At 73.7% G+C, this 14,986-nt stretch carries 13 protein-coding genes; 7 read left to right on the plus strand and 6 right to left on the minus strand.

The features are described from left to right. The first annotated feature begins 294 nt into the window (after positions 1 to 294). The gene (locus ASE27_RS03670) at positions 295 to 1,491 is read left to right on the plus strand and encodes a ferrochelatase (protein ID WP_235534453.1); all 1,197 of its coding nucleotides are present in this window, start codon (positions 295 to 297) and stop codon (positions 1,489 to 1,491) included. 88 nt (positions 1,492 to 1,579) lie between these two features. Further along, a complete protein-coding gene (gene hemQ / locus ASE27_RS03675) occupies positions 1,580 to 2,314 on the plus strand; it encodes a hydrogen peroxide-dependent heme synthase (protein WP_056645880.1) in 735 nt (244 codons plus the stop codon). A gap of 89 nt (positions 2,315 to 2,403) precedes the next feature. Here the strand turns inward: hemQ and ASE27_RS03680 are convergent, their stop codons facing one another. Further along, complete coding sequence (locus ASE27_RS03680) at positions 2,404 to 4,266, minus strand: M48 family metalloprotease (RefSeq protein ID WP_082608464.1); 1,863 nt, start codon at positions 4,264 to 4,266, stop codon at positions 2,404 to 2,406. A 187-nt stretch (positions 4,267 to 4,453) separates the two neighbouring features. Between ASE27_RS03680 and ASE27_RS03685 the strand changes: the two genes are divergently transcribed. After that, complete coding sequence (locus ASE27_RS03685) at positions 4,454 to 5,290, plus strand: tryptophan-rich sensory protein (protein ID WP_056645883.1); 837 nt, start codon at positions 4,454 to 4,456, stop codon at positions 5,288 to 5,290. Positions 5,291 to 5,405: 115 nt separating this feature from the next. On the opposite strand, the gene ASE27_RS03690 is transcribed toward ASE27_RS03685, so the two are convergent. From ASE27_RS03690 to ASE27_RS03705, 4 genes are all read right to left on the minus strand, one after another. Then, on the minus strand, positions 5,406 to 6,707 hold the full coding sequence (locus ASE27_RS03690; RefSeq protein ID WP_056645886.1) for a Glu/Leu/Phe/Val dehydrogenase: 1,302 nt from the start codon (positions 6,705 to 6,707) through the stop codon (positions 5,406 to 5,408). Between the two features lie 117 nt (positions 6,708 to 6,824). After that, positions 6,825 to 7,595 (minus strand): aldo/keto reductase, encoded by a 771-nt coding sequence (locus ASE27_RS03695; protein WP_056645890.1) that lies wholly within the window; start codon positions 7,593 to 7,595, stop codon positions 6,825 to 6,827. Positions 7,596 to 7,700: 105 nt separating this feature from the next. Continuing rightward, on the minus strand, positions 7,701 to 8,246 hold the full coding sequence (locus ASE27_RS03700) for a hypothetical protein (RefSeq protein WP_157257359.1): 546 nt from the start codon (positions 8,244 to 8,246) through the stop codon (positions 7,701 to 7,703). A gap of 91 nt (positions 8,247 to 8,337) precedes the next feature. Further along, positions 8,338 to 9,105, minus strand: coding sequence for an AraC family transcriptional regulator (locus ASE27_RS03705; protein WP_056645896.1), 768 nt, complete (start codon positions 9,103 to 9,105; stop codon positions 8,338 to 8,340). Between the two features lie 53 nt (positions 9,106 to 9,158). Here ASE27_RS03705 and ASE27_RS03710 point away from each other — a divergent pair, with 53 nt between their 5' ends. After that, positions 9,159 to 12,770, plus strand: a complete 3,612-nt coding sequence (locus ASE27_RS03710; protein ID WP_082608465.1) for a proline dehydrogenase family protein — start codon at positions 9,159 to 9,161, stop codon at positions 12,768 to 12,770. 83 nt (positions 12,771 to 12,853) lie between these two features. On the opposite strand, the gene ASE27_RS03715 is transcribed toward ASE27_RS03710, so the two are convergent. After that, entirely contained in the window at positions 12,854 to 13,642 is a 789-nt protein-coding gene (locus ASE27_RS03715) for an anaerobic ribonucleoside-triphosphate reductase activating protein (RefSeq protein ID WP_082608466.1), read from the minus strand. Positions 13,643 to 13,855: 213 nt separating this feature from the next. Between ASE27_RS03715 and ASE27_RS03720 the strand changes: the two genes are divergently transcribed. Genes ASE27_RS03720 through ASE27_RS03730 form a run of 3 tightly spaced genes read left to right on the plus strand, consistent with a single transcriptional unit; the run spans position 13,856 to position 14,889 of the window. Then, positions 13,856 to 14,284, plus strand: coding sequence for a hypothetical protein (locus tag ASE27_RS03720; RefSeq protein ID WP_056645899.1), 429 nt, complete (start codon positions 13,856 to 13,858; stop codon positions 14,282 to 14,284). Continuing rightward, the gene (locus tag ASE27_RS03725) at positions 14,284 to 14,502 is read left to right on the plus strand and encodes a helix-turn-helix transcriptional regulator (protein ID WP_056645901.1); all 219 of its coding nucleotides are present in this window, start codon (positions 14,284 to 14,286) and stop codon (positions 14,500 to 14,502) included. Before ASE27_RS03720 ends, ASE27_RS03725 begins: the two co-directional genes overlap by 1 nt. 12 nt (positions 14,503 to 14,514) lie before the next feature. After that, entirely contained in the window at positions 14,515 to 14,889 is a 375-nt protein-coding gene (locus tag ASE27_RS03730; RefSeq protein WP_068624490.1) for an SdpI family protein, read from the plus strand. Positions 14,890 to 14,986: the final 97 nt, after the last annotated feature.

Consider the following 14,986-nt stretch of genomic DNA (forward strand, 5'->3'; position numbering starts at 1 on the left):
GCGCGGACACGCGCTCGTGAGGGATCGGGACCTACCTCGAGCGCGGGTACGCCCCGCAGACCGAGGAGTTCCGGGGCGACCACCGCGTGGTCCCGACCCCCGTCCGCCGCATCTCGTGGGCTCGCGCAACGGCCCGTGCCGCGGCCCCCGCGTCAGCTCGTCCCACCGCTCCCGCGCCACGGGCCGGGCCGGGCCTCACTCCCGGCGGTTCTGACGAACTGTCCCGTCAATGTCACGTCGGGGTCGTCCGGCTCCGGCCGAGAACCCCCAGGAACGCCTGACATGATGGCAGGCATGCCCTCGTTCTCGCCTCAGACGACGGCCGCCGGACCCGGTGCACGGACCAGCACCGCTCCTGCCGCTGCCGCAGAAGTCCGCCCCTACGACGCCCTCCTCCTGTACTCGTTCGGAGGGCCCAACAAGCCCGAGGACGTCGTGCCGTTCCTGCGCAACGTCACTGTCGGCAAGGGGATCCCCGACTCGCGCCTCGAGGAGGTCGGCGAGCACTACTACGGGTTCGGCGGCAAGAGCCCCATCAACGAGCAGAACCTGGCCCTCAAGGCCGCGCTCGAGGAGGAGCTCGCCTCGCGCGGGATCGACCTGCCCGTGGTGTGGGGCAACCGCAACTGGGAGCCGTACACGCGCGACGCCGTCGAGCAGCTCGCCGGTGCGGGCGCCGAGCGCGTCGTGGCCCTCGTGACCTCGGCCTTCTCGTCCTACTCCGGGTGCCGTCAGTACCGCGAGGACCTCGCGCTCACGCTCGACGCGCGCGGTGAGCTCGGCCCCGACGGCTCGACCGGCATCCAGTTCGACAAGGTGCGCTCGTACTTCAACCACCCCGGGTTCGCGCAGGCCAACGTCGACGCCGTGCTCGAGGCCTACGAGGCGCTCGCGGCCAAGGGCGGCGACGTGACCGAGGCCCGCCTCGTGTTCGTCACGCACTCCATCCCGCTGACCATGGAGGCCGCGTCGCGCATCTCGCACGCGACCTACTCGCGCCAGCACCTCGACCTGGCCCGCGTCGTCGCCGAGGAGGTCTCGGCGCGTCTCGGCCACGAGGTCGAGTGGAACCTCACGTTCTGCTCGCGCTCGGGCCCGCCCGCGCAGCCGTGGCTCGAGCCCGACGTCAACGACCACCTCGAGTCGCTCGCGGCCGACGACGTCACGAACGTCGTGCTCTCGCCCATCGGCTTCGTGTCGGACCACATGGAGGTCGCGTACGACCTCGACACCGAGGCCATGGAGACCGCGTCGCGCCTGGGCATCACGGCCGTGCGTGCCGGGACCGTGGGGACCCGCGCCCCGTTCGTGGCGGGCCTGGTGGACCTGGTCCTCGAGCGTGCGGCCATCGCGCGCGACGAGAAGTTCGCCGAGGCCGTCGTGGGCGAGCTCGGCCCGTTCCGCTCGGTGTGCGCACCGGACTGCTGCCTGCGCCGCGACGGCGAGCCCAGCGGCATCCCGGCGCTGTGCAGCACCGACGTGCACCGCTGACCCCGACGACACGGCGGCCCCCGGTCGCCACGACCCGCCCTCGGGACGCCGACGTCCCCGAGGCCCCCGCACCGAGAGAGGCACGACGATGAACGACGCGCACCGCGTCCCCGTGGACCACGAGCAGATCAACGACGCGATCCGCTACACCATGTGGTCGGTCTTCGCGCTGGCCGAGTCCCTGCCGGCCGACCCCGCCGAGCGCACCGAGATGGTCGAGGCCGCGCTCGCCGCGGTGGGCGGCGGCGACGACCCGGCGGCCGTCGACGGCGACCTCGTGGTCCGCGGCTGGTACGACGTGGGTGGCCTGCGCTCGGACGCCGACCTCATGGTCTGGTGGCACGGCCCCAGCATCGAGTCGGTCCAGGGTGCCTACCAGCGCCTGCGGGCCAGCGAGCTCGGCCGCCACCTCGAGCCCGTCTGGTCCAACGCGGCGCTGCACCGCCCGGCCGAGTTCAACCGGGGCCACGTCCCGGCGTTCCTCATGAACGAGGAGCCGGGGGCGTACCTGTGCGTGTACCCGTTCGTGCGGTCGTACGACTGGTACCTCCTGCCCGACGCCGAGCGCCGCACCATGCTGCGCGACCACGGCCTCGCGGCGCGCGACTACCCGGACGTGCGCGCCAACACGGTCGCCTCGTTCGCGCTGGGCGACTACGAGTGGCTCCTGGCCTTCGAGGCCGCCGAGCTGCACCGCATCGTCGACCTCATGCGCGAGCTGCGGGCCACCGAGGCGCGCCGCCACGTGCGCGAGGAGACGCCGTTCTTCACGGGGCCTCGGACCACGCTGATCGAGTGGGCGGGCCGGCAGCCGCTGTCCTGAGCCGCCGTCCCGACCGCTGAGTGCGGAGCAGTCGTCGCGGATCCGCGACAGCTGCTCCGCACTCGGCGTCTCTGCGGGCGCGCGGGGCGTCAGCCCGCCGGGACCTCGTCCTTGACGTAGGGGTAGATGCCCGCGAGGAACGCCTGGTCGCTTTCCTTGGTGAGGCGCTCGCCGGACCAGGTCTCGTGCACGCGCACGACCGTGCCGTCGTGGAGGGTGAGGTCTGCGCGGACCGGGCCGGCCTTGACGATCGTGGCCTCGCGGATGTCCTCGAAGGCGAGGTACCTGTTGGATGCGGCGACGTCCGCGACCTCACCGGACTGCAGCAGGGCGATCAGCCGGTTCTTGCCGCCCTCCGTCTTCTTGGGGCACGGGCGCAGGACGAGCCCGGTGTCGAGGACGAGCACGTCGTGCTGGGCCCCGTCGACCTTGACGTTCGCCAGGCCGCCGAGGATCTCGGCGCCGTGGGCCGTGGCCATCGTGCTGACCTGGACGGCTCGCGCGGTGTCGATCCCGAGCGCCGAGAGCCGCGAGACGGCCTCGTCGACCGTCGCCGGGTCGAGGGCCAGGCGGCCGATCTCCTCGAGCGGGAGCGGTTCGCCGTCCGGTCCGACGAGCCGGGCAGGTCCGGACCAGGACAGGCGCCAGGTCCCCACGCCGCTGCGGACGGCGGCCGTCCCGAGCAGGGTCTCGATCGACGGCATGAACGCCTCGGCGGCGTCGGGCTCCGCGACCTCGGGGACGAACTCCCGGACGAGCGCGACCAGGCGCCCGGTGCGCACGAGCTCGAGCACCGTCGTGAGGTCGGCCGACGCCTGGCCCGCGACCCGCGCCGCGCCGCGGTACACGAGGTCGGCGTGCCGCTGCTCGGTCTGGGGCATGGAGCGCTCGGTGAGCGTCTGCCAGTCGACGGCGGTCCGGGTGCCGATGTCGAGCGCCCGTCCGGCCACCTGCGCGCTGCGCTCCTCGAAGCCGGGCACGAGCGCGCTGGCCGGCCGGTCGTCGACCGTGACCGTGCCCTCGGGCATCTTCTCCATGGCCGCGATGCGCAGACCGATCGCCGGGTGGGTGTCCCAGCGCGAGTGCTCCTCGTCGGGGGTCTCCTCGCGCATCGACGCGAGCTCGGCGTCCCGTGCCTCGAGGATGCGGGCGAAGCCGCCGAACACGTCCGCCGACGTGGGCGCGTACCCGTTCTCCCAGCCGAGGCCGATGTACTGGCGCTCGTAGAACGTCCAGGCTGTGTCGACGAGCGGCACCTCGCGAAGCGCCGACTGCGCGGTCGAGCGTCCGGCGACACGCACCGAGATCTGGTCGGCCTCGAGCTCCTGCCGGCGGCTCACGGCGGCCGAGACCAGGACGTAGAGCTTGGCGTACTGCTTGAGGAACCAACCCACGAGGTTGCCCGAGAGCTGCTGGACGGTCGCCATGATCGCGGAGCGCCCGCGGTAGGTGATGGCGCCGAGACGGGTGTGCTGCTGGGAGTAGTGGCCGAGCTCGTGCCCGAGGATGGAGCGCATCTGCGCGACGTTCATGGCCTGGAGCAGCGGGATGCCGATGTACAGGTGGCGCTTGCCGCCGACCAGACCGAGGAGGCGGGTCTCCTCTGAGACGGCCGCGTTGACGTCGGCGACCAGGCGGATCTCGTCGGGCACGCGGGTCTGTGCGGCGTCGGCGAGCTCGCGGACCGTCGACCACAGCTCGGGAGCGTCCGAGGGGGAGAGGACGACGCCCGGCTCGGGGGACGGCTTGGCGCGGGCGACCTTCCACAGGGCGACCACGAGGCCGACCGCGACGACCACGGTGAGGAACCCGAGCTTGGCCGCCCCGGGCCCGGCGTGCTCCGAGAACGCCCACACGGTGGCGGCCCCGAGCCCGACGACCATCGCGAGCGCGAGGACGTAGAAGCCGACGAGCATGAGGACTGAGAGCGCTGCTCGCAGGGTGGTGGACATGGCGTTCTCCGACGACGGGGACCGCTCCGATGCGGTCCGCTGGCGCCGGAGCCTAGCGCCTCGGAGGCGCGCGGCACCAGCGGATCCAGGGGCGACCGGCCGCTCGTGGTCGGCAGCCGGTGGTCTCGCGCGCGCAGGACCGCCCCTCCAAGATGCTCAGCATGCTGAGCGTTGGCATCCTGGAGGTATGAGCACCGACCGACACACCACCACGTCCCAGCCGGTCGCGGTCCCCACGACCGCCGACCGGGTCCGCCAGGTCACCGTCCTCGTCGGGGCCGTGATCGCGATCGTGGGCGCCGCGTTCGGCTCCGGCGCGTTCGGTGGGCAGGCCGTGCAGAACGCCTCGGGAGGGGCCCTCGCGGCCGATGCCACCCCGGTCGCCCCCGACGGCCCGGCGTTCTCGATCTGGTCGCTGATCTACCTGGGGCTCGCGGTCTTCGCGGTCTACCAGGCGCTCCCACGCCACGCCGCCGACGCCCGGCTGCGCGCCGTGTCCTGGTGGGTCCTGGCCTCGATGCTGCTCAACGCGGCCTGGATCGGTGTGGTCCAGACGGGCGTCCTGCCCCTGAGCGTCGTGGTGATCGGGGTCCTCGTCGCGGTGCTCGCCGTGATCCTCGTGCGGCTGGTCCGGACCCCGCCCACGAGCGGAGCCCAGGCACTCGTCCTCGACGGCACGGTCGGCCTCTACCTGGGCTGGGCCAGCGTGGCCACGCTCGCGAACGTCGCCGCCGCCCTCACCGACGCGGGCGTGGGGGACCTGGTCCTCGGGGCGACCGTCTGGGGTGTGCTCGTCGTCGCCGCCGGCGCGGTCCTGGCCGTCGCCTACGCGCTCTTCGCGGCGAGGCGACCGGTGGTCGCGATCGGCATCGGGCTGGCGATGTCCTGGGGACTGGGGTGGATCGCCTACGGCCGGGCGAACGGCCCGCTGGTCGACACCACGGTCGCGGTCGCGGCCGGCCTCGCGGCGGGCGTCGCGCTCCTGGCCCCGGTCGTGACCACGCTGCGCGCACGGCGCGGCTGACGCGCCGCCGTCGGGCCTGGCACCTCCCACGGCCCGGCACCCGCCCCGCCCCCGACGCGCGAGGGGCGGCCATCGCCGTGCGAGGACCGCCCCTGCCGAGCGTCGAGCAAGGACCCTACGGGTAGAGCCCGCGGATCTGGTGCGCCTCGGCGGTCCGTTGGATGCCGATGACGAGCGCGGCGTCGCGCAGGCTCAGCTCCTCGCGGCGCGCCAACGACGAGACCCCCTGGTAGGCCACGTGCATGCGGTGCTCGAGCTTCTCGCCGATCTCCTGCTCGGTCCACCAGTACGCCTGGTTCGCCTGGACCCACTCGAAGTAGGACACGACGACGCCGCCGGCGTTCGCGAGGATGTCCGGCACCACGGTCACGCCGTTCTTGGCGAGGATCCGGTCGCCCGCGGCCGTGGTCGGGCCGTTCGCGCCCTCGACGACCCAGCGCGCCTTGACGGTGTGCGCGGTCACGTCGTCGAGCACGCCCTCGACCGCGGCCGGGATGAGCACGTCGACCGGCAGCGCGAGCAGCGCGTGGTTGTCGATCGGCTCGGCGTCCTCGAAGCCGACCACGGTCCCGGTCTCGGCGACGTGCCGGAACAGCGCGGCGACGTCCAGTCCGTCCTCGTCGTGGATGCCGCCGTACTGGTCGCTCACCGCGACGACCCGGGCGCCGTGGCCCGCGAGGATCGCGGCGGCGTGCGAGCCGACCTTGCCGAAGCCCTGGACCGCGACCGACGCGTCGGAGAGCTCGAGGCCCGCCTCGGCGAGCGCGGCCCTGGTCGTGTGGACCACGCCCTGCGACGTGGCCGTGGTGCGCCCGAGCGAACCGCCCACGGGGATGGGCTTGCCCGTCACGACGCCCGGGATCGTGTAGCCCCGGTTGACCGAGTAGGTGTCCATGACCCACGCCATGGTCTGCTCGTTGGTGCCCATGTCCGGTGCCATGATGTCCCGCTCGGGGCCGATCACGGGCATGATCTCGCTCGTGTAGCGACGGGTCACGCGCTCGAGCTCGGCCTGCGAGTACTCACGCGGGTCGATCGACACGCCGCCCTTGGCCCCGCCGTACGGCAGGTCGACGACGGCGCACTTCCAGGTCATCCACATCGCGAGCGCGCGCACCTCGTCGATGTCGACGCTGGGGTGGTAGCGCAGACCGCCCTTGCCGGGGCCGCGCGAGACGTTGTGCTGGACGCGGTAGCCGCGGAACAGCACGATGTCCCCGCTGTCGCGTCGGAGCGGGACCGAGACGTTGACCTCGCGGCGCGGGGTCGCGAGCATCTCGTGCAGGCCCGGGTCGTAGCCGAGGATCTCCACCGCGTTCGCGAGCTGGCTGTGGGCCGTCGCGAGGGCCGAGGCCTTCTCAGGGGTGGGTGCTGGCTGGGTGGCACCGCTCGTGGGCGGCGTGGACGTCGTCGTCACTCTTCCTCCGGGTGATGAGGGATTCCTCGCGGTCCCGTGGTGAGGGACCGTGTCCGACCAACGTACCGCCAGGTCGGGGCGTGATTCACGTCCGCGCCCGTCCCGGCGGTCGTGTCCTCACCCGAGCGCGTCGATGCTCGCGAGCTCGTCGGGGGTCAGGGAGAAGCCCGTGACGTCGAAGTTCGTCTCGATCCGTGCCGGGGTCACCGACTTGGGGATCACGACGAACCCGTGATCGAGGTGCCAGCGCACGACGACCTGCGCGGTGCTCACGCCGTGCGCCCGGGCGACGGCCTGCAGGGCGGGGGAGTCGAGGTTCGTGCGCTTGAACGGGCTGTACCCCTCGAGGACCACGCCGCGCTTGGCGTGCTGCTCGACGACCTGCGCGTCGTAGTCGTCAGGGCCCCACGGAATCTGGTTGACCGCGGGCGTCTCACCGGTCTGCTCGGACAGGATGTCGAGCTGGTCCACCGAGTAGTTGGACACCCCGACCGATCGCACGAGGCCCACGTTCCGCGCCGCGAGCAGCTCGGCCCACACCCAGGGCGAGGCGTCGCCCGACGGCGGCCAGTGGATGAGCCACAGGTCCAGGTAGTCCGTGCCGAGCAGGCGCAGCGACTGCGCGAGGGTCTCGTGCTCGCGCCCGACGTCGGCGGGGCGCAGCTTGGTCGTGAGGAACACGTCCTCGCGCGGGACGCCCGACGCGGCGAGGGCACGGCCGACCTGCTCCTCGTTGCCGTACATGGTCGCGGTGTCGATGTGCCGGTACCCGACGTCGAGCGCGTGGCGGACCGCGCGGTAGCAGTCGTCGCCCTCGGACTGCCAGGTGCCGAGGCCGAGCAGGGGGATGTCGCCGCCGGGCAGGGCGGCGGTGGGGATCGAGGTCATGGGTCCCAGTCTTGGCACGGCCGGCGCGGGTGCGCGACCGGGAGCGCGTACGGCCCGGGGCGGGCCCCCGCGGGCGTCCTTCCGTGGCGACCGGACGCGCGCTGCTCACTCCTCGTCCAGGACGACCGTCACCGTCCGGGGGCCGGGGCAGTCGTCGTCGGGGCTCTCTGCCCGCCAGTCGAGCTCGACGACGCGGTCGAGCGCGACGTCGCCCGTCGAGGTGCGCTCGACCGTGACGACGACCTCCGACGGCGGGGAGAAGGTGGTGCCGGTCCAGACCGGCCCGGTGACCGTGGGCGGGGACGGCGCTGCCGGTGCGTCGGCCGAGCCGTCGGACGGCGCGGCGACGGACGGATCTGCACCACCGGAGAGGTCGGCGATCGGCGGAGCGTCCGGGGCCGGCACCAGCTGCACCGTGCCCGCGCGGACGAGGTCGCAGCCCCCGGTACCCGGCGGGCACTCGACCGCGACGTCGAAGGCCTCGCGGTCGGGCCACGAGTCGGCGAGCCGCACCTCGAGCGTCGACGCGTGCATGACGAGCGCGCAGGCGACCACGTCGTCGCCCACACCGCACGCCGCCAGCAGGGGGAGCACCGCGGCACCGAGCACGAGCGCGCCGGCAGTGCGTCGGGGACGGTCGTCGTGGCGCACGGGCACAGGTCTCCTCGTCGTCGGGGGGATCCCTTCGATCCTCGTCGCCCCGAGGCTAGGCGGCTCGGCGCGACACGTCACGCCGACTCGCTCACCGCCGCGCCCGGCGCCGGAACGACGACGGCGTCTCGCCCGTCAGGCGCGCGAAGGTCCGGGTGAACGCGGGCTGGTCGTAGAAGCCCGTGACGACCGCGATCTCGGCGATGGGGGAGTCCGTCGCCGCGAGCATCTCGGCCGCGCGGTCGACCCGGGCGCGGAGCACGAGCTGGCGCGGGCTGAGCGAGAACACCCGGCGCACGCGCCGGTCGAGCACCGCGGGCGTGCACCCCGCGAGGGCCGCGAGGTCGGCGACCGTGAGCGACTGGCCGAGGCGTGCCTCGATCCCCGCGACGAGCCGCGCCATCGAGTCCATCGAGGCGTCGTCGGCGTCGTCCTCGCGCAGGTCCTGCGAGACCGAGACCAGCCCGACGAGGCGACCTGCGCCGTCGTGCACCGGGAGCTTGGACGTGAGGAACCAGCCGGGCGTACCGCCCAGGCGGCGGATGAGCTCGAGCTCGTTGCGCAGCGGGCGACCCGTGCGCAGCACCTCGGCGTCCTGCTGGTCGTAGCGCTCGGCGAGCTGCGGCACGAACAGGTCCGTGGCGCGCCGCCCCAGGACCGTGCGGCGCGAGCGTTCGGTGGTGCGGGCCACGAAGACCCGGTTGACCAGCACGTAGCGGCCCGTGACGTCCTTGGCGCAGAACATGGTCGACGCCAGCTCGTCCATGAGGTCGACCATCGCGGGGCTGAGGGCAGCGAGCAGCGCCTCGCCCTCGGGCCAGGTGCGCGGTGCGGTGGGCTTGTCCGGAAGTGGTGCCATGACAGCCCGGATCGTACAAGACGAAGCGTCAGCATCGGGGGCAGGCTAGGGAGATGAGCGACGACGCCCTCGCGGCTACACCACACGCGGAGGACCGGTCACGAGCCGGCACCGCTGCGCCCCTGCACCCGGCCGACAGGGCCGACGGCCCGACCAGCACATCGACCGACGCCCCGATCGCCGACCTGACCGACGACGCCGCGCGCCTCGCCCGCAGCTGGATCGCCGCGGCGGAAGCGGCCTCCGAGGGGGCGCGCGAGCGCAGGACCGCCGAGCGGCTCGGCGCACTGGTGTCCGACCCCGCGGGCCTCGAGCTCGCCGTGCGCTTCGTCGACAACGTGGCGCGCCCGCAGGACGTCCAGGTCGCCGCGCGCGAGCTGGGCCTGCTGGGTGAGCTCGCGGGAGGCGCCAAGGGCTTCCTCGGCCCGGTCGACACCACGCTGCTGCGGCTCGGCGCGCGCATGGCGCCCGTGCTGCCGACGGTCGTCGTGCCCGCCGCGCGGATCCGCCTGCGCCAGCTCGTGGGCCACCTCGTGGCCGACGCCGGCCCGGGTCTCGGCAAGCACCTCGCGCGCACGCGCGCCGAGGGGTACGCGCTCAACGTCAACCTCCTCGGAGAGGCCGTGCTCGGCGAGGACGAGGCGCAGGCCCGTCTCGCCCGGACCATCGCGCTCGTCGAGCGCCCTGACGTCGACTACGTGTCGGTCAAGGTGTCCTCGGTCGCGTCCCAGCTCGTCACGTGGGACCTCGAGGGGTCGCGCGACCGCGTCGTCGAGCGGCTCCTGCCGCTGTTCCGCGCAGCGCGCGACCACGGGGTCTTCCTCAACCTCGACATGGAGGAGTACCGCGACCTGGCGCTGACGACCGAGGTCTTCCAGGCGATCCTGGGGCGCGAGGAGTTCCGCGCCCTGGAGGCCGGGATCGTGCTCCAGGCGTACCTGCCCGACGCGCTCGGCGCGCTCGACGGCCTCACCGCGTTCGCGACCGAGCGCGTCGCGGCGGGCGGCGCCCCCGTCAAGGTGCGCCTCGTCAAGGGCGCGAACCTCGCGATGGAGAAGGTCGAGGCCGAGCTCCACGGCTGGGAGCAGGCGCCCTACCCGACCAAGCCCGACGTCGACGCCAACTACGTGCGCCTCGTCGACCATGCGCTGCGCGCCCCGCGCACCGACGCCGTGCGGATCGGCGTCGCGAGCCACAACCTGTTCCACGTCGCGCTCGCGATCCTCGCCGCGCGTGCACGCGGGGTCAGCCACGCGCTCGACATCGAGATGCTCCAGGGCATGGCGCCCGGCGAGGCGCGGGCCGTGCGGGACGAGGTCTCCCGGGACGGCGGCCGCGTCGTCCTCTACACGCCGGTCGTCGCGCGCGAGGACTTCGACGTCGCGATCTCCTACCTCGTGCGCCGTCTCGAGGAGAACGCGGCCGAGCAGAACTTCCTGCACGCCATGTTCGCGCCTGCCACCGACCCGGTGTCAGAGCTGGACCGGGCTCGGGACCGTGCTGGTTCTGACAACTCCGCCGGCTCCGCGATGGACCGCCAGGAGGCCGCGTACCGCGCCTCGGTCCTTCTCGGCACGCAGTACGCCGACGCGGACGTGACGCCGCGTCGTCGGGTGCGCGACGCCGTCGGGCCACGCGACGCCGCGACGCCCGACCGCACCGTCGGGTCCGGGTTCCGCAACGCCTCCGACACCGACCCGGCCGTCGCGGCGAACCGCGCCTGGGCCGCACGGGTCGTCGGACCGGACTCCGGGTACGTGCCCGCGCAGTCTCCCGAGGTGACCAGCACGGACGAGGTGGACGACGTCGTCGCGCGCGCCGAGAAGGCCGCCGCGGCCTGGGCGCAGGTCGCCCCCGCGGACCGCGCCCGCGCGCTGCGGGCCGTGGCCGTGCGGCTCGAGGACGCCCGCACCGCTCTCGTGACCGCCATGGTGCACGAGCCCGGCAAGACCGTCGCCGAGGCCGACCCCGAGGTCAGCGAGGCCGTCGACTTCGCGAGCTACTACGCGCGGTCGGCCGAGGCGCTCGACCAGGTGCCCGGCGCGACCTTCACGCCCGACGGCGTGACTCTCGTGACCCCGCCCTGGAACTTCCCCGTCGCGATCCCCGTGGGCGGGATCGTCGCGGCGCTCGCGGCCGGCTCGGCCGTGGTCGCCAAGCCGGCCCCCGCGACGCCGCGCTGCCTCGAGGTCGCGGTCGATGCGATCCACGCGGGGCTCGCCGACGCGGTCGCGGACGCGCCCGCGGGCAGCAGCCTCACGCCCGAGGCCGTGCGCGACGTCGTACAGCTCTCGCGCGTGCCCGACGGCGACCTGGGGCGCCATCTCGTGACGCACGAGGGCGTGGCCCGCGTGATCCTCACGGGTGCGATCGAGACCGCGCAGATGTTCGCGTCGTGGCGCCCCGGCCTGGACGTGCTCGCCGAGACGTCGGGCAAGAACGCGATCGTCGTGACCCCTTCGGCGGACCTCGACCTCGCGGCGGCGGACGTCGTGCGCTCGGCGTTCGGCCACGCGGGGCAGAAGTGCTCGGCTGCCTCGCTCGTGATCCTCGTGGGCTCGGTCGGCGACCAGCGCACCGAGACCGGCCGCCGGTTCTCGGTGCAGCTCGTGGACGCGGTCCGCTCGCTCGCGGTGGGACCGGCGACCGACGTCTCGACGACCATGGGACCGCTCACCGAGGTCGCCGAGGGCAAGCTCCTGCGCGCCCTCACGACGCTCGAGCCCGGGGAGCAGTGGCTCGTCGCGCCGCGCCGGCTCGACGAGGACGGGCGTCTGTGGACCCCGGGCCTGCGCTCGGGCGTCGCGCCCGGCTCGTTCTTCCACCTCACCGAGGTGTTCGGCCCCGTGCTGGGCGTCATGACGGCCGCGACGCTCGACGAGGCGATCGAGCTGCAGAACGCGGTCTCGTTCGGTCTCACGGGCGGAATCCACAGCCTCGACGACGCCGAGGTCGACACCTGGCTCGACCGCGTCCAGGTCGGCAACGCGTACGTCAACCGGGTCATCACGGGGGCCATCGTTCAGCGCCAGTCGTTCGGCGGCTGGAAGCGCTCGGCCGTGGGCCCCGGCGCCAAGGCCGGTGGGCCCAACTACGTGGCCGAGCTGGGCATGTGGAGCGACGCGGTCGTCCCGGGTGAAGGCCCGGCGGGCGGCCTGCCCGACGGCGGACCCGTCCCCGCGCGCGAGACCTCGCCCGAGGCCTGGCTCGCGTGGGCACGGGCCGACGACGCCCGCTGGTGGGCGCACGAGTTCGCGGTCGAGCACGACCCCTCGGGGCTGCACGTCGAGTCCAACCTGTTCCGGTACCGGCCGATCGACGTGCTCACGGTCCGGGTCGGGACGGGGGCTGCGCCCGTCGAGGTCGAGCGCGTGCTGTCCGCGGCGCGCACGGCCGGGGTGCCGGTCGTCGTGAGCCGTGCCGACGGACCGTCGGCCGTGAGCGACGAGGACTTCGCCGCGGCGGTCGCGCGGGGCGAGGTCACGGGCAGGGTGCGCGTCGTGGGCGCGGCGCCCGGGCTGCGCGAGGCTGCGGCCGGCCGCGTGGGCGACGTGACGGTGCTCGACCACCCGGTGCTGGCGAGCGGTCGGCGCGAGCTGCTCACGGTCCTGCGCGAGCAGGCGATCAGCCGGACGATGCACCGCTTCGGGCACGTGACGCGCTGAGGCAGTCTGCCCGGGACGCCGAGCCCGAGGCCCGTCCGGCGACCACCGCTGGTCACCGGAGAAGCCTCGGGCTCGGCACCCCGCTAGGTGCGGCGCTCGAGCTGCGGCAGGTCGTCGTCGTGGAGCACGTCGGAGAGCCGACGGCCGGCCAGCGCCGCGGCGTACCGGGCGTCCGTCCCGAGGGGGTGCGCCTCCTGGAGCACGTGCCCACGCACCCCCAGTGCTGCGAGCCGTCCGCAGAGCTCGAGGACGTCCGCGCGCGAGTGGACGGTCGGGTCGACGGTCGTGCGGACCTCGTGGTCGACTCCCGAGCGCTGGAGCACCGCGAGCGACTTGTAGGCGGCCTCGCCCGAGGGCCGCGCACCCGTGACGAGCGCGTAGTCCTCGGGCAGGTGCTTGATGTCGAGGCCCACCCAGTCGACGAGCGGCAGGACGTGCTCGAGCCGCACGGGCCAGGGGCCTGCGGTGTGCAGCCCGACGGCGAGCCCCAGCTCCCGCACGTCGGCGATCGCTGCGGGGAGCGCGGCCTGGAGCGTGGGCTCGCCGCCCGAGAAGACGACCCCGTCGAGACGGTCACGCTGCCGCTCGAGGAACGTGACGACGTCGGTCCATGCGATGGGTCCCTCGGTGTCTGCGGGGGTGGTAGGGGCGAGGTCCCTCGAGTGGCAGTAGGTGCAGCGCCAGGGGCAGCCCTGCAGGAACACGGTCGCGACGAGGCGCCCCGGCCAGTCGACGGTCGAGAGCGAGGTCATGCCCGCGACCGCGAGCGGCGCGAGCGTGCGGCTCGGGCGCGAGCCGCTCCCACGTCCTGCGGTCGGTGACGAGGTCGGTCGGCCGGCTGGACCCGGGGGAGAGCTCGCGAGGGAGGTCATGACAGGTCCTTCCGTCCGTGGATGGGTGTCGGGAAGCCCTCCCGGGCGCGCACGGGTCGGCGTCGACGCGACGTCCCTCGACCGTACGCGCCTGTGACCCGCGACTCACCGACGCTTCTTGTGAGAACTTTCACAAGAGGTGCGGATCGGAGTGTGTGGCGCGCCGCTCATCTGACCCTTGTCTGGATGTGAAGTGTCCTTTACTCTGAACGCATGCTGCACCGAGCCCTCCGGACCGTCGCCCTGACCGCTGCCGTGACCGTGGTCCTGGGCGCGGCGCTCGGCGGCGCGACGGCCTGGTCGGAAGGTGCGGTGCTGGTCGGTGGCGCTCGGGGGGCCCTCGTCGGGCTGATCGTCGCTCTAGTCGTGGGAGTCCACCTGTCCGTCCGGACGCTGTTCGCGCGCGTGCCCGAGTCGTTGGGGCCCGAGCTGGCCGCGGGATCGGTCGAGCGCGAGGTCTTCCGACTCGCCGGTGTGCAGGCGTTCCCCGACGCCGTGAGCGTTCTGCTCCTCGTCGCCCTCCTCGCGGCGCTCGCGGGAGGCGACCTCGCTCGTTGGCTCCCCGTCGCCGGGCTGGTCGTCGTGCTGTTCGACTTCGCGCTGCGCTCCCGCGTGCACTGGGCACGCCTGGTCGCCGCCTGATGGAGAACCACGTGCGCACCCGCCGCGCGGCTCTCGGGCTCACGCAGGCCGAGCTCGCCGAGCGGCTCGGGGTCTCCCGCCAGACCGTCATCTCGATCGAGCGCGGGCGGTTCGACCCGAGCCTCCCGCTCGCGTTCCGGTTGTCAGCCCTCCTTGGCGCGTCGATCGAGGAGCTGTTCGTCCCCGCGGACCACGACGTCCGCACCGATCCCCGCTAGGAAGGGGCCCCCGTGCTCGGAGTCTGGATACTCGTCGTGGTCGCGCTCCTCGTCGCGTGGCTCGCGTTCCTCGGCGCGACCGACCGGATGACGCGCAACGGTCTGATCGGGATCAGGACGCCCGCGACGCAGCGCAGCGACGCGGGGTGGATCGCCGGGCACCGGGCGGCGCTCAGGGTCGTGGTCCCGGGGGCGGCCCTCGTCGTCGTGGTCGCGCTCGTGGTGACGGTCCTCGAGCCCGACGGCGCCACGGACGTCGCGTTCTTCGCCGTCGCGGGTGCGTTGCTCGTCGAGGTGGTCGTCGCGGCCGTGGTCGCCGAGGTCGCGGCCCGTGGCGTGGACGTGGGCCGGGGGGACGAGCGCGCCGACCAGTGGGACGTCGACTGACGCTGCGGTTCATGAGGTCGGTGACGCTCGCCGACCCCTGCGGAAGAGTGGCGCCCGACCGCTCGCGTCGCCGCGGAGGTCGGGACGCTCTGAGGCC

The organism is Oerskovia sp. Root918 (assembly GCF_001428945.1).
Taxonomy (GTDB): domain Bacteria; phylum Actinomycetota; class Actinomycetes; order Actinomycetales; family Cellulomonadaceae; genus Oerskovia; species Oerskovia enterophila.

What these genes read in the sequence shown, in the direction of transcription:
- ASE27_RS03720 (WP_056645899.1), top strand. Translation starts at nt 13,856, where the DNA reads ATGCTGCACCGAGCCCTCCGGACCGTCGCCCTGACCGCTGCCGTGACC.
- ASE27_RS03695 (WP_056645890.1), bottom strand. Translation starts at nt 7,595, where the DNA reads ATGACCTCGATCCCCACCGCCGCCCTGCCCGGCGGCGACATCCCCCTG.
- ASE27_RS03670 (WP_235534453.1), top strand. Translation starts at nt 295, where the DNA reads ATGCCCTCGTTCTCGCCTCAGACGACGGCCGCCGGACCCGGTGCACGG.
- ASE27_RS03685 (WP_056645883.1), top strand. Translation starts at nt 4,454, where the DNA reads ATGAGCACCGACCGACACACCACCACGTCCCAGCCGGTCGCGGTCCCC.
- ASE27_RS03725 (WP_056645901.1), top strand. Translation starts at nt 14,284, where the DNA reads ATGGAGAACCACGTGCGCACCCGCCGCGCGGCTCTCGGGCTCACGCAG.
- ASE27_RS03715 (WP_082608466.1), bottom strand. Translation starts at nt 13,642, where the DNA reads ATGACCTCCCTCGCGAGCTCTCCCCCGGGTCCAGCCGGCCGACCGACC.
- hemQ (WP_056645880.1), top strand. Translation starts at nt 1,580, where the DNA reads ATGAACGACGCGCACCGCGTCCCCGTGGACCACGAGCAGATCAACGAC.
- ASE27_RS03710 (WP_082608465.1), top strand. Translation starts at nt 9,159, where the DNA reads ATGAGCGACGACGCCCTCGCGGCTACACCACACGCGGAGGACCGGTCA.
- ASE27_RS03680 (WP_082608464.1), bottom strand. Translation starts at nt 4,266, where the DNA reads ATGTCCACCACCCTGCGAGCAGCGCTCTCAGTCCTCATGCTCGTCGGC.
- ASE27_RS03705 (WP_056645896.1), bottom strand. Translation starts at nt 9,105, where the DNA reads ATGGCACCACTTCCGGACAAGCCCACCGCACCGCGCACCTGGCCCGAG.